Genomic DNA, 13,010 nt, shown 5'->3' on the forward strand with positions numbered 1-13,010 from the left:
GGGTCGGGGGAGAGGCAAACGGTCATGACCTTCATGATCGGGGGAGCCTGGAAAAGTCATGAACGTTGGCATGTGGCTGCGGCGACAGTCGCCACCAGATCGGAATCTTCCTGACCCCGGTCGCTTCCTGCGGTAGAATTTTGCGGCCGGAAGGTGGCGGCTACCGTCGCAGGCATGGACAATCGTTCGCGAATGTGCCAATCTTGCCCGCTCGGCATATCAGGCCCCGCTTCCTGCTGGCCTGATTCCGCCATCGCCAGCCAGACTTTCCCCGATGATGATCCGATTCCAATCAGCCCGCTCTTTTTTGCATGTTTGACGACCAGTTACAGGCTCGCCAGCGCCTTCGCCGCCTTCGCCGTATGCGCGAATCCCAGGTCGGGGTAGCCACACAATTGCGGCGCATTGTCCTGCGTATCGTATGGGCGGGCATCGCGGTGTTGGCGTTGACCGCCGTCGGGACAATCGGCTTCTATCAGATTGCCGGTGACAACGGGAACTGGTCCGATGCGGTATATATGACCCTGATCAGCATCTCGACGGTCGGTTATGGCGAAATTATCCCTCTCCATTCGCTTCAGGATCGCCTTTTCGCCGGTTTCATTGCCATTTCCGGCCTGGGCGCGCTGACCTTTTTGTTCACTAGCCTGTCAGTGTTCTTCCTCGAGAAGGATCTGGATTATTCCCTGCGGAGACGACGGATGGAAAAAAGCATTCATAAGCTACGGCAGCATTTCATCATTTGCGGTTTCGGGCGGGTCGGCCGCAGCGTCGGTCGCGAATTGCAGAATACCGGCCGACATTTCGTCGCCATCGACATCGAAGTCGAGCGTTTCGAGGAGAACCTCGACAAATTTTCCGCACTGCTCTATCTGCACGGCGACGCCTCCGACGATGATCTGATGGAAGCCGCAGATATCGAGGATGCCCGTGGCCTGTTTGCGGTCACCGGTGACGATTCACGCAATCTGATGATCATCATTACCGCCAGACAGCTCAACCCGCGCTTGCGCATCGTGGCTCGCGCCCAGGAACTGCGAAATGTCGAAAAAATGCGCAAGGCGGGCGCCGACGCGGTAATTTCCCCGGATTTCACCGGCGGCATTCGCCTGGCGTCAGCGATGGTCCGGCCGCACGTCGTCGGCTTTCTCGACGAGATGATCCGGTCGGATAAGAACGTGCGTGTCGAAGAGGTTCCGGTGCCTGCCAATTTCCCGCAGACTCGTGTCGGCGACCTGCGTCTGCGTAGCCCGGACTATATCCTGTTGGCGGTACGCGAGCAGGATGGTGCCTGGATATTCAATCCCAAGGTTGATGACCTCATCCACGCTGGCAGCATCATCATCGCTCTGGCCAATCCTTCGGGACGTGCACAACTCAAGGCACATCTGATCGAGAAGATGTCCTAGTTTTCTTTCTCCAGCATGAAAGTTTGCGATGGCCACCGAAACTGAAATCAAGTTGTCCCTATCGGCACGCGCTGCGAGTGCATTGGCGAAGCAAGCCATGTTGAGCAACATTGAGCGACATCGGCAACTGCTGATCAATACCTATTACGATACCCATGACAAGCGTCTGCGGCGCGAGCAGATGGTCGTTCGACACCGTCAGAAGGGCCGGCAGTGGCTGTTGACCGTCAAGACTGCGCCGATGCTTGCCGCCGGCCTGGCGCAGCGTAGCGAGTGGGAGGTTCCCAGCCGGCCCGGAGAGTTCGATTTTTCGCATTTGGATGGCAGCGTCCGCGCTCTGCTCGAATCACTTCGTGATGATCTGCAACCCGCTTTCACTACCCACTTCATGCGCCATACCTGGCTGCTGGAACCGCGCGCGGGGGTGCGCATCGAACTGGCTCTGGACCGCGGCTGGATCGAAGCGCGGGGGCAACGCCAGACGATCCGTGAGATCGAACTGGAACTGCTCGACGGAACGGTCAGCGACCTGTTCGCCGTGGCCGCCGAGTTGCAGGTCAGCCTGCCGTTACACCCGGAAGCCAGCAGCAAGTCCGAACGTGCCTACCGTCTACTCGCCGATCTGCCGCTGACGGCGGTGAAAGCACTGCCCGTGCCGACCGACGCGACCATGTCGAGCATTGGAGCCTTTCGCCTGATTGCCCTGTCCTGCCTGAACCATTTGCAAAACAACGAAGCCGGGGTCTGCCGGAGCGACGAGCCCGAGTTCGTTCACCAGGCGCGCGTCGCCATCCGCCGGCTGCGATCGGCGATCCGTCTCTGGCAGCCACGGCTGCCAGAGGATTTCGTGACCCGTTTCGATCCGCTCTGGCAGGAACTGGCGAACAAACTGGGTGATACCCGCAACTGGGATGTCTTCCTTGCGGAAACCTTGCCTGCACTTGCCGACGCCCTGCCAGGCAGGGTCGAGGTCGAGCGGCTGTCGAGCCATGCCCGGAGACGCTGCGCGAACAGTCGCAAGGCCAGCAGAAGCGCGCTCAAGTCGGCAGTGTATTCGCGCCTGTTGATCGACTTCAGTGCCGCCATCCAGTCCCTGCCGGACGATGCCGCCGGGTCGCTCGCACGCTTCGTCCCGCGTTGCCTCGACAAGCGCGCCAGGCGCGTCGAGGATCGCGCCGCGGCTGCGCTCGGAACGGATGATGCGGCCCGTCACCGCCTGCGTGTCGCGTTCAAGCAACTGCGCTACGCGGTGGAGTTCTTTACCCCGATTCTGGCCGGCCCGGTGCTGGCGAATTACCACCAGTCGGCCAGTGATCTGCAGGATCTGCTCGGACGTCTCAACGACCTGGCCGTGGCTTCGCAACTTGTCGCCGAGGCGCCAACCGCTGGCCGGGGCCAGGGGATTGCAGACTGGCTGGCAACCCAGACCGATTCGCTATTGCCCGAATTTGCCAGGCGACTCAACGATTTTCAGCAACAGCCGGTACCCTGGAAAGCAGGGTAATGACTCGTTCGCGCCGGAAGGGAACGGAAGGGAAGCCGGCGCGCTGCCATGGGTGGTCGCTGTATGGCTGTGCCGGCAGCGAATGGGACGACGTTGGGACGATGTTGGGACGACGCTGCCGGACGACGCTGGCGCTGTCCGGCAGGAGGACGGATCGGCTACAGCTTGTAAATCCAGCTGGCGATCACAAAGTAGTTGAGGACGCCGAGGATGTCGATGGCGGTGGTCACGAACGGGCCGGTGGCAACCGCCGGGTCCACCTTCATGCGCTGAAAGATCATCGGCAGGAGCACGGCCAGCAAGGCTGCGCCGGTCATGTTGCCGAGGATCGTCAGACCGACCACCTGCCCAAGACTGACGCTGTCGTGCATCAGGTAGCCGTAGATGGCCAGGATCACGCCGTAGAAACCGCCGAGCAGCAGACCGACGCGCAACTCCTTGAGCACTAGTGGCACGGTATCGCGGACATCGATCGCCCCGGTCGCCAGGCCACGTACCGCAACGGTGGCCGACTGCACGCCGACGTTGCCGGCCATGCCCATGACCACTGGCAGAAAGGCGCTCAACACCAGCACCTCGCCGAGAATCGCTTCGTAGCGCCCGATCACCGCGGTCGCCGCGAGACCGCCGATGAACGCGGCGAGCAGCCAGGGCAGACGAATCCCCGCAATCTTGAAGGCCGAGTGGGTCAGCGTTTCCGACTCGCTGGTACCGGCCATCTTCAGCATGTCCCGCGTCGTCTCTTCCTCGAGGACATCGATGACGTCATCGACCGTGACCATCCCGACCAACACATTCTCCTCGTCGACCACCGGTACGGCCAGCAGGTGATACTTTTCGACCAGCATGGCGACGGTGGTCTGGTCGGCATCCGTGGTGACTTTCATCACGCGCCGGTTCATGACCTTGTCGAGAGGCGTTCCCGGTCGGGCCAGCAGCAACTGCCGCAACGACACGACGCCGACCAGCCGCCCCGCTTCGTCGGTCAGGTAGAGATAGAAAACCATCTCGACGTCTTCGCGGCTGCGGATGTTCTCGATCGCTTCTTCGACGGCCAGGGTATGCGGGAGCGAGAAGAATTCGGTGGTCATGATGCCGCCGGCACTGTTCGGGTCGTACTGCAGCAGGCTTTCGACTTCGTCCTTGCTTTCCCGGTCGAGCAAGGCCATCAGTTGCGCCCGTTGATCTTCGGGCAGATCCCCGACGAGGTCGGCCAGGTCGTCAGGCGCCACGTGTTGCAGGACCGCCGCCAGTTGTTCGATCGGCGACTCGGTCATTACCTCCGTACGCAGGCTCGGCGACAACTGGCTGAAAACTTCGGCCGCCATGGCCGTGTCGCTGATCGTGTAGAAGACGTCCACCACATGCGCTGGCGGCAACTCGTCGAGGATCGAAGCCATGTCAGCCGGGTGAAGCCTGGAGATGACCTTCTGCAGCGACGCCTTGGCATTGCGGTGATAAAGTCGGTCGATGGTTTCGACGAGTCGCTTCTTTCGGGTGTTGTAGGCGGCAGAGGCAACCGGTTTGGTTTCGACATTGATTTGCATGACAGTTTCCTCCCGATATGCAGCGTGTATGATCGATCGTCAAACCCGACAGTTTACCGGGAGGTTGTTCATTGGTCCATCAATTAGTAAGCGACGGCAGGAGGAGTCTGTTCTAACAGCCCACCGTCATTCCGGCGTCCGCCGGAATACAGATTCGTTCATCTGATCAGAAGGTTAAAGGAGCCGTTGGAAAAACGAACTGGATTCCGGAGCAAGTCCGGAATGACCGTAGTTCAATGAGTTGGCGCCAGAACCAATTTACCGTGGGTCCCGGTGGGGAATTCTCGCCCGATGCGCAGGACCAACGCCAGGGCAAGCCCTTGCTCTGGAAGGAGGTCCGGAGATGCCTGGTGCGTCCTGTGGGACGCGCGACTCCGTCGTTTGGCGGGCATTTTGCCGGAGGCGCCGAGGAAAGTGGGCGGCAGTGGGCACGTTGCGCGGCGAAAGCCGGGTAGGGTCCTGGCAGCCACCTTCATGCGCTACCGCGCTACATCTCGAATCTACACCCCATCGACGAGTTCAACGCATCTACTTGTCGACAAAGGCTCGCTCGATCACATAATCTCCTTGGGCGCCGATGTACGGTGAAACCTGGAAGCCGCGCGCGTCGAGCAAGGCGCAGCAGTCCTTGATCATCGCCGGGCTGCCGCAGACCATTGCGCGGTCGCGCGCCGGGTCGAACGGCGGCAGGCCAATGTCGGCGAACAGGCGGCCGCTGTTGACCAGTTGCGTGATGCGGCCCTGGTGGCGGAAGGATTCGCGGGTCACCGTCGGGTAATAGATCAGCTTGTCGCGCACCAGATCGGCGAAAAACTCGTGGCCGGGCAACTCTTTTTCGATGAACCCGCTGTAAGCCAGATCCCTGATCCAGCGAACACCATGGATCAGCACCACCTTTTCAAATCGTTCGTAGGTCTCGGGGTCCTGGATCAGGCTGATGAACGGCGCGAGGCCCGTGCCGGTGGCCAGCAGATAAAGGTTCTGGCCGGGGCGCAGGTCGCGCAGCACCAGCGTGCCGGTCGGTTTGCGGCTGACCACCACTTCGTCACCGATCGACAGGTGTTGCAGTTTCGAGGTGAGCGGGCCGTTGGGGACCTTGATGCTGAAGAACTCCAGGTAGTCGTCGTGGTTGGCACTGGCGATGCTGTATGCACGCGTCAGCGGCCGTCCCTCCTGCGGCAGGCCAATCATCACAAATTGTCCGTTGATGAAGCGCAGGGCGGGGTCGCGCGTGGTGCGAAAACTGAACAGGGATTCGTTCCAGTGATGAACCGAAAGGACGCGTTGTGCGGAATAATTGCTCATGGCCTTGACCCTGCTGTGCGGTTGATGCGAGTCATCGTAGTTGCTCATGCTATATTTGTAAAACAGATTCTATGAATAAAATATATCTGAATATTAGATATGAGATTCACCTTGCGTCAGATCAGCGTGTTTGTGGCGGTCGCTCGCCACGAGAACGTCTCGCGTGCTGCCGCAGAGCTTGCGCTGTCGCAGTCAGCGACCAGCACGGCGCTTGCTGAAATCGAACGACAATACGACACGCAGCTTTTCGACAGGTTCGGCAAAATGCTGCGTCTCAACGAACTCGGGCAGGCCCTGCTGCCACAGGCGGTCGAACTGATCGAGCGGGCGGCGGCGATCGAAACTGTGCTCGAAGGCCGCGCCGGCTACGGCAAGTTGCGCATCGGAGCAACGCTGACCATCGGCAACTACCTGGCGACGCTGATCGTCGCCGACTTCCTCAAACGCCACCCCGAGAGCACGCTGCAATTGAGCGTGCACAATACTGCCACGATCATCGATCAACTGGCTCGGCACGAGCTCGATCTGGGCTTGATTGAAGGATCATGTCGGCATCCCGACCTGGCCGTCGAACCTTGGGTTGCAGACGAACTGGTGGTGTTCTGCGCACCTGGGCATCCTTTGGCGAGGCAGGGGAGAGCATCGCTGGCTGCACTGGCTGAACAGGCATGGATCGTTCGCGAACCCGGATCGGGGACGCGCGAGACCCTCGACCAGGCACTGCGCCATCAGCATTTTTCCTTGCCGATCCGGCTGGAGCTGGAGCATACCGAGGCGATCAAGCGTGCTGTGGAGTTCGGTCTGGGTATCGGCTGCATTTCTCGCCTGGCGTTGCGCGAGGCCTTCCGGCGGGGCAGCCTGGTGGCCATCGAGACTCCCGAACTTGACCTGCGCCGGCACTTCCACTTCCTCTGGCATGGTCGCAAGTTCCAGACCGCAGGCCTGCGCGAGTTCGTCGCTCTATGTCGAACGATGACGACAGGTATCGAGCGCAGCGATCAGATCGAGTGGCCGTTCATCCCCTGATGCCAACGTGTGTCGGCCTGTCGGCCAGACGACATCGCATCCAGGGATGTAGAATAGAGAACGACGGTGGACTGGCCAACGGTCGTGGCAGTTCCAGCTCCGCAATCATCGAGCCATGACCGTTTCCCTCTTCCCGCCCTCTTTCCCGCTTGCGGGAAAGAGGTTTGTGAGTGGCCGGCGCAACTTTCCCATGAACGACGGGCAGGCAACGGAGGAAAAGCGGTGGATAGAGTGGCGGACATTGAAAAGGCGATTGGCGCGCATACCCGGTGGATGTCGCAGCTCAGGGAAATCGTGCTTGAACCGAACCCCGGCATTGAGTTGGGAGATATCCGGGCGGCTGACCAATGTGAATTCGGCAAATGGTTGGAGGGTCCTTCCTGGTCAGAGGAAGATCGAGCATCAAACGATTACCAGGAAGTCAGACGATTGCATGCCGAATTTCATGAACTGGCAGCGGAAGTGGTCGAGCTGGCGGCGTCTGGCAAGAAAAACGAGGCCTACGGCATGTTCTACGGCGAATACGTGACGATGTCCGGAAGACTCGCGCTGACCCTGCGGACCTGGCAGGACAGGCTTTCAAGGGCAGCGCAGTAATTCCGCCGGCCTTTCAGGATTCCACCAGGCCGGGGAAGAAGATCACTTGGCCTGGCCTGCAGTGCTGCCCAGGCAATTTACTGCGCTGAATGATGAGCGGTCACGACCTCGCGTCATTTTCGCCTGCCGAGCGCAGCACGGATGGCGGTGAAAGCCCGGACACCCAGGAGGGACAGGCCGCCGGCAACGACCCCCACCAGCATGTCAAGCAGGGGCGGCAACAGCGCCTTGAGCACGCCGCCGACGCCGGCAATCGGGTCGGCTAGCCCGGCGAGGTGTTCGATCAGGTGATGTAGTGGCGGTATGCCGTGCGTCAGGATGCCACCGCCAACCAGGAACATCGCTGCCGTGCCGATGACCGTCAGCGCCTTCATCAAACGCGGTGCCGTCAGCAGCAGGCCTTTGCCGATCATTCGCGCCAGTGCGCCACTTTTGGTCAGCAGATGGAGTCCGATGTCGTCCAGCTTGACGATGCCGGCGACGACGCCGTATACACCAACCGTCATGATCAGGCCGATCCCTGACAGCACCACGACCTGTGTGCCGAAGGACTGGTCGGCGACGGTGCCGAGCGCGATGACGACAATCTCGGCCGAGAGCACGAAGTCGGTACGGATCGCTCCCTTGATCTTGTCGGCTTCGAAAGCCGGCAGATCGACATTCTCCTGGGCCAGCAGCGCCAGCTCCTGAGCGTGTTGTGCGTCGTCATCGTCAGTGTCATGCAGCCAGCGGTGAGCCAGTTTCTCGACGCCTTCGAAGCACAGATAAATGCCGCCGAGCATCAGCAGCGGCATCACTGCCGAAGGCATGAAGCGGCTGATCATCAGCGCCGCCGGTACCAGGATCAGCTTGTTCTTCAGCGAACCGACGGCGACTGCCCAGACCACCGGCAACTCGCGCTCGGCCCGTACGCCAGACACCTGTTGGGCGTTGAGTGCCAGATCGTCGCCAAGGACGCCGGCGGTTTTCTTGGCGGCGACCTTGGTCATCAGGGCGACGTCGTCGAGGACCGAGGCAATGTCATCGATCAGGGCAAGCAGGCTGGCTCCGGCCATGATGGCTCCAGTTTTCAGGGTGAGTTTGCATTCGAGTGCTACCAAGGGTGCGGTAGCCGGGACTGAATTCTAGACGATCAGGCGCTGCACGGTCGGCCGATCTGCCCAGTCAGGCCTTTTTGCGGCGATCATCAGGGTTGCGCCTGCTGCCAGGCCGTTTTGCGACTAGCGCGCCATGCGGACTTGGCGTTATGCTCCCCGTCCTTCACGGATGCAATCCTGGCTTTTACCTTTCATACTACTCACTGGAGACAATTGTGCCTGCACTGCTGCCCCAACCCGATCCCGATGGTCTGCTCGAATACTCGGTGGTCTATACCGATCGCTCCCTGAACCATATGTCGCAGCGCTTCCAGGGCGTGATGAAGGACATCGCGCGGATTCTCAAGACTGTCTACAACGGCAAGACGGCGATCATCGTACCGGGCAGCGGCACCTTCGGCATGGAAGCCGTGGCCCGCCAGTTTGCCACCGACAAGAAGTGCCTGATCATCCGCAATGGCTGGTTCAGCTTCCGCTGGACACAGATCCTGGAGATGGGGCGGATTCCCTCGGCCAGTATCGTGATGCAGGCTCGCCGACTCGGCGAGGAGAAACAGGCACCGTTCGTGCCGCCGCCGATCGAGGAAGTCGTTGCCCGTATTCATGCCGAGAGACCGGATCTTGTTTTTGCGCCACATGTCGAAACTGCCTCCGGAATGATCCTGCCCAACGATTACCTGCGTGCCCTCGGTGAGGCCGTGCGCGCAGTCGATGGCCTTTTCGTTCTCGATTGCGTTGCTTCCGGTGCGGTTTGGGTCGATATGGTCGCCCACTCGGTCGATGTGCTGATCAGCGCTCCCCAGAAGGGTTGGACCGGTCTGCCCTGCTGCGCGCTGGTGGTGCTTGGCGAGCGCGCCCGGGAAAGGATAGACGCCACGACCAGCAGCAGCTTTGCCTGCGACCTCAAGAAGTGGATGCAGATCATGGAGAACTTCGAAAATGGCGGTCATGCCTATCACGCGACGATGCCGACCGACACGCTGGCGGCCCTGCGCGACGTGATGCGAGAAACCGAAAACTACGGTTTCGAGCGCGTACGCCAGGAGCAACTCGAAGTCGGCCTGCGCGTGCGCGCCTTGCTGACGGGCAAGGGTTTCAGGAGCGTTGCCGCCGAAGGCTTTCAGGCGCCGGGTGTCGTCGTCAGCTACACGGACGATCCGGAAATCCAGTCAGGCCGGAAATTCCTCGCCATTGGCGTTCAGACTGCGGCCGGCGTGCCACTGCAGTGTGGCGAGCCGGCCGATTTCAGCACCTTCCGCATCGGCCTGTTCGGCCTGGAAAAGCTCCACAACCCCGACCGTACGGTACGCAATCTGGCTGACGCGCTCGATGCGGTGACGCGGATGCACCCGCTGCCGGAGCATGAGAGTGCGAACATGAAATCCCGCTGATGCGGATGCCCACGTACGAGCACTTTCATCTTCTTCTCATCTCAGGTGGATAGGCGAGGAGTGGGCGACGCCGCAGATCGGTTGGGCAGTAGATTCATTGACAACCTCTGAGAGCGGGTATGTGGCGGATCGCGTTACAGCCGGGTCGCGACCGCCAGGAACAGCGAGTATTTCCGCTCCCCCTGATCGGTCGACTTTTTCATCAGAAAGCAGGTGGAGAAATCCACCCTGTCGAACCCTGCCTCTGTCAGTTGCGCCTGCAGTGCGTCCCGATCGAAGCCCATGTGACCGGTGAAGCCGGGGCCGTGAAACGAGCCATCTTCCTGGTCCAGGTCGGCAATGCCCAGCCAGCCGCCAGGTCGCAGCAGGTCATGAAAAACGTGCAGCAGCCGGCGCGTGTCGGTGACGTGGTGCAGGGTCATCAGGGTATAGATCAGGTCGTAGCGTGCGGCAGGGGGTGAATCCGTCGTCAGATCGAGGGCCAGCGGATGCAGATGCGAAAGCCCGGCAGCGATGACCTTCTCTCGCAATACCGCCAACATGCCGGGCGAACTGTCGGCCAGCGTGATCCGGCCCAGATCAGCCTGCAGAGCGAAACTCAATTGTCCGGTTCCACAGCCGTATTCAAGCGCATGCCAGTCATGCGCCAGCGGCACCCGCTGGCGAAGCGCCGTGGCAACGGCGAGCGCCCGCTCTCCCTTGACCGGATCAGAGTCCCAGGTCTTTGCCTTGTCGTCAAAATTCATCGTAGTATTCACTCCATCGGGGTGCTTGCGGTTTGGCGAGACCCGTTGCCAGCCGGTTACCCCAGCGAGGCGACGGGGGGTATCACATTCGTCCGGTTTGTGCTGTGCACTGGCATATCGTCGGGTTTGCAGGCTTCATGATAGATCAGAATCAGCTGAGGCAAGACGGGCGAGAGGCATGGATTCCTTGTTCCGCTTATTTTTCTTGATCAAGCCATCAACCTGGAGAATGACATGGAATTGATCAGGCTGATACTGGCATCCTTTGAGGGCACCCTACCTCATTACAGCCAGAATCGCTGGCGATGGTGCGCTGCGAGGCCGGGCAGGAGCAGGGCGGAAATGGCGGAAGCAGCGTCGCTGATCACCCGAGTTGGCGGGAAATGCGCAATGCCGCGCCAGGCGTTGGTATCCTTGTTGGTTATCGGGCTGCTGCTGGCGGCATCGGCTGCCCAGGCCGGCGGCCCCTGGCGGGCCAGTGAAGAGAATACCCGGGGTTGGCAGTTGATGACTCCCCAGGAACGGATCGACCATCAGGCCCGTATCCGGAGTTTCCGCACTCTGGAAGAATGTCGCGCCTACCAGCAGGAACATCATCCGCTCATGGAGCAGCGGGCCCGCCAACGCGGGGTCGCGCTGCCCAGCGGTCGCCGGGACATCTGCGAACATCTGAAGCGCCCCGATGCCGTCGGTGAATAGTCCTTCACCGGAAAGCAATCGATCGACGATGAACCGTCTGCGCTTTCTGTGGCTGCCGATCGTTGTTTCTTTCCTCGTTGGGGCGCCGGTCTTCTGGGCTTTTCCCGAAGGTCTTCGCTTCTGGCGAGCGACCGCGATCGTACTGGGCTGGGTGGGTTGCGGCCTGCTGCTCGCCAGTCTGCTGCTGATGGTGCGCGAGGTGCGTCTGGCGATCTGGCTCGGTGGTCTTGAGCGGATGACGCTCTGGCATCACCGCAGCGGTGTGGCGGCTTATCTGTTGCTGCTGCTTCACCCCCTGACTTTGGCCGCCGATGGCTGGCAGGAATCGCCGCTGCTGGCCTGGCAAGTGATTTCGCCGTTTTCGGCGAACTGGCCGGTCTGGGTGGGTTGGGGAGCGCTGCTATTGCTGATGCTGGGGCTCTCCACGACCTTTGCCAGGCATTTGCCTTACGGCTCCTGGCGCTGGCTGCACGGATTGTTGGGAATCGGCGTCATCGTCGGATTCGTGCATGTTCTTCTGCTCGGGATCAGCATGGCCGCTCTGCTCGCCACCCTGGCGGCTGTCTTGCTGCTGGTCTGGCGATTGATCCGGGTCGACGCCGGCTGTGCCGCCAAACCCTACATCGTCAATTCGGTACATCCGGTTGCCCAGTCGATGGTCGAGATTTCCCTGCGGCCGCTGGCCACACCGATCGTCGCGCGGGCAGGTCAGTTTATTATGGTCGCCTTTTTCCATGGTCCGCATTACCGAGGATGCGGGGAATACCACCCCTTCACCATTTGCGCAACGGGTCCCGGAGCGGAATTCAGCATTGGCATCAAAGCGCTGGGCGATTGCACGCAGCAGATGCAGAGGCTCGAAGCGGGAGTGGCCGCGCGCGTGCAGGGGCCGTTTGGCGAGTTCCTCGCCGAACGACCGGCCACTCCACAGATCTGGGTAGCGGGTGGTATCGGTATTACCCCGTTCCTGGCCATCCTCAGGAGTGAGCCGCTGAGTCAGCCGACGCGTCTGCTCTACCTGTTTCGCAGCACAGCGGACGCGGCTTTTCTGGACGAACTGCAAGCCCTTGCCGAGCGCGATGCACACCTCATCCTGGAAGCCTTGCCGACCGGCGCCGGCATTCCGAATGTTGAAAAACTCCTGCCGGCAAGCGACCTGTTGAGCGGGAAGGAGTGTTATCTTTGTGGTCCACCTGCCTTGATCGAGAGCCTCTCCCGCGTGCTGAAGGATCGTGGCGTAGGCGAGCAGAACATCCATTTTGAAAGCTTCGATTTCCGATGACCCGCAAACTCTTCATTTTTTCGACGATCGCCTTCTGGATCGCAGTCGCTGGTCTCGGCACCACTTCGGTCTGGTGGCTACCAGCCGGACAGGGAGCCGCGCAGGCCAAGGAACAAACCATCTCCCCGGCGGACCTCGCGAAACATCGCTCGCCGGAGAATTGCTGGATGGCCATTCGCGGTGCGGTCTATGACCTCAGCACCTATCTGCCGGAGCATCCTTCCCGTCCGGACATCGTGCTGCCCTGGTGCGGCAAGGAAGCCAGCGAAGCGTACAACACCAAGATGAAAGGCCGGCCGCACTCGCCCTATGCCGACGAGTTGCTGGCGAAATACCGCATCGGGTTGTTTGCCAAAGTCCCTTGAGCACGCGTCCATCTGGCTCATGAACAAGAAAACCGGGTTGGA

At 60.8% G+C, this 13,010-nt stretch carries 12 protein-coding genes; 8 read left to right on the plus strand and 4 right to left on the minus strand.

Going from position 1 to position 13,010, the window contains the following annotated elements; genetic code table 11:
- Window positions 1-362: 362 nt before the first annotated feature.
- Both V5B39_RS03525 and V5B39_RS03530 read left to right on the plus strand, forming a co-directional pair.
- Window positions 363-1,409 (plus strand): potassium channel family protein, encoded by a 1,047-nt coding sequence (locus tag V5B39_RS03525; protein ID WP_332341506.1) that lies wholly within the window; start codon window positions 363-365, stop codon window positions 1,407-1,409.
- Between the two features lie 28 nt (window positions 1,410-1,437).
- Window positions 1,438-2,913: a CYTH and CHAD domain-containing protein gene (locus V5B39_RS03530; protein WP_332341508.1), complete on the plus strand. Its 1,476-nt coding sequence runs from the start codon at window positions 1,438-1,440 to the stop codon at window positions 2,911-2,913.
- Between the two features lie 158 nt (window positions 2,914-3,071).
- On the opposite strand, the gene mgtE is transcribed toward V5B39_RS03530, so the two are convergent.
- Together mgtE and V5B39_RS03540 are read right to left on the minus strand one after the other, a co-directional pair.
- Window positions 3,072-4,460, minus strand: a complete 1,389-nt coding sequence (gene mgtE / locus V5B39_RS03535) for a magnesium transporter (protein ID WP_332341510.1) — start codon at window positions 4,458-4,460, stop codon at window positions 3,072-3,074.
- 528 nt (window positions 4,461-4,988) lie between these two features.
- Window positions 4,989-5,765 (minus strand): ferredoxin--NADP reductase, encoded by a 777-nt coding sequence (locus V5B39_RS03540; protein WP_332341601.1) that lies wholly within the window; start codon window positions 5,763-5,765, stop codon window positions 4,989-4,991.
- 99 nt (window positions 5,766-5,864) lie between these two features.
- Here V5B39_RS03540 and V5B39_RS03545 point away from each other — a divergent pair, with 99 nt between their 5' ends.
- Together V5B39_RS03545 and V5B39_RS03550 are read left to right on the plus strand one after the other, a co-directional pair.
- Entirely contained in the window at window positions 5,865-6,791 is a 927-nt protein-coding gene (locus V5B39_RS03545; RefSeq protein WP_332341512.1) for a LysR substrate-binding domain-containing protein, read from the plus strand.
- Between the two features lie 66 nt (window positions 6,792-6,857).
- Window positions 6,858-7,388 (plus strand): CZB domain-containing protein, encoded by a 531-nt coding sequence (locus V5B39_RS03550; RefSeq protein ID WP_332341514.1) that lies wholly within the window; start codon window positions 6,858-6,860, stop codon window positions 7,386-7,388.
- A gap of 113 nt (window positions 7,389-7,501) precedes the next feature.
- Here V5B39_RS03550 and V5B39_RS03555 read toward each other — a convergent pair whose 3' ends face one another.
- Window positions 7,502-8,443, minus strand: coding sequence for a DUF808 domain-containing protein (locus V5B39_RS03555; protein ID WP_332341516.1), 942 nt, complete (start codon window positions 8,441-8,443; stop codon window positions 7,502-7,504).
- Between the two features lie 257 nt (window positions 8,444-8,700).
- Between V5B39_RS03555 and V5B39_RS03560 the strand changes: the two genes are divergently transcribed.
- Entirely contained in the window at window positions 8,701-9,876 is a 1,176-nt protein-coding gene (locus V5B39_RS03560; protein WP_332341518.1) for an aminotransferase class V-fold PLP-dependent enzyme, read from the plus strand.
- Between the two features lie 134 nt (window positions 9,877-10,010).
- Here the strand turns inward: V5B39_RS03560 and V5B39_RS03565 are convergent, their stop codons facing one another.
- Window positions 10,011-10,622 (minus strand): class I SAM-dependent DNA methyltransferase, encoded by a 612-nt coding sequence (locus V5B39_RS03565; RefSeq protein WP_332341520.1) that lies wholly within the window; start codon window positions 10,620-10,622, stop codon window positions 10,011-10,013.
- A gap of 414 nt (window positions 10,623-11,036) precedes the next feature.
- On the opposite strand from V5B39_RS03565, the gene V5B39_RS03570 reads away from it, so the two are divergent.
- Genes V5B39_RS03570 through V5B39_RS03580 form a run of 3 tightly spaced genes read left to right on the plus strand, consistent with a single transcriptional unit; the run spans window position 11,037 to window position 12,968 of the window.
- A complete protein-coding gene (locus tag V5B39_RS03570; RefSeq protein WP_332341522.1) occupies window positions 11,037-11,321 on the plus strand; it encodes a hypothetical protein in 285 nt (94 codons plus the stop codon).
- 28 nt (window positions 11,322-11,349) lie between these two features.
- Window positions 11,350-12,603, plus strand: coding sequence for a ferric reductase-like transmembrane domain-containing protein (locus V5B39_RS03575; RefSeq protein WP_332341524.1), 1,254 nt, complete (start codon window positions 11,350-11,352; stop codon window positions 12,601-12,603).
- Window positions 12,600-12,968 carry a cytochrome b5 domain-containing protein gene (locus tag V5B39_RS03580; RefSeq protein ID WP_332341526.1) on the plus strand — a complete coding sequence of 123 codons (369 nt, stop codon included), beginning with the start codon at window positions 12,600-12,602 and terminating at the stop codon, window positions 12,966-12,968. Before V5B39_RS03575 ends, V5B39_RS03580 begins: the two co-directional genes overlap by 4 nt.
- Window positions 12,969-13,010: the final 42 nt, after the last annotated feature.

Source organism: Accumulibacter sp., assembly GCF_036625275.1.
Lineage (GTDB): Bacteria > Pseudomonadota > Gammaproteobacteria > Burkholderiales > Rhodocyclaceae > Accumulibacter.

Bases quoted from the DNA above. Each gene is read 5' to 3' on its own strand.
- V5B39_RS03545 (WP_332341512.1), top strand. From the start codon at position 5,865: ATGAGATTCACCTTGCGTCAGATCAGCGTGTTTGTGGCGGTCGCTCGC.
- V5B39_RS03555 (WP_332341516.1), bottom strand. From the start codon at position 8,443: ATGGCCGGAGCCAGCCTGCTTGCCCTGATCGATGACATTGCCTCGGTC.
- V5B39_RS03575 (WP_332341524.1), top strand. From the start codon at position 11,350: ATGAACCGTCTGCGCTTTCTGTGGCTGCCGATCGTTGTTTCTTTCCTC.
- V5B39_RS03530 (WP_332341508.1), top strand. From the start codon at position 1,438: ATGGCCACCGAAACTGAAATCAAGTTGTCCCTATCGGCACGCGCTGCG.
- V5B39_RS03580 (WP_332341526.1), top strand. From the start codon at position 12,600: ATGACCCGCAAACTCTTCATTTTTTCGACGATCGCCTTCTGGATCGCA.
- mgtE (WP_332341510.1), bottom strand. From the start codon at position 4,460: ATGCAAATCAATGTCGAAACCAAACCGGTTGCCTCTGCCGCCTACAAC.
- V5B39_RS03540 (WP_332341601.1), bottom strand. From the start codon at position 5,765: ATGAGCAATTATTCCGCACAACGCGTCCTTTCGGTTCATCACTGGAAC.
- V5B39_RS03525 (WP_332341506.1), top strand. From the start codon at position 363: ATGCGCGAATCCCAGGTCGGGGTAGCCACACAATTGCGGCGCATTGTC.
- V5B39_RS03565 (WP_332341520.1), bottom strand. From the start codon at position 10,622: ATGAATTTTGACGACAAGGCAAAGACCTGGGACTCTGATCCGGTCAAG.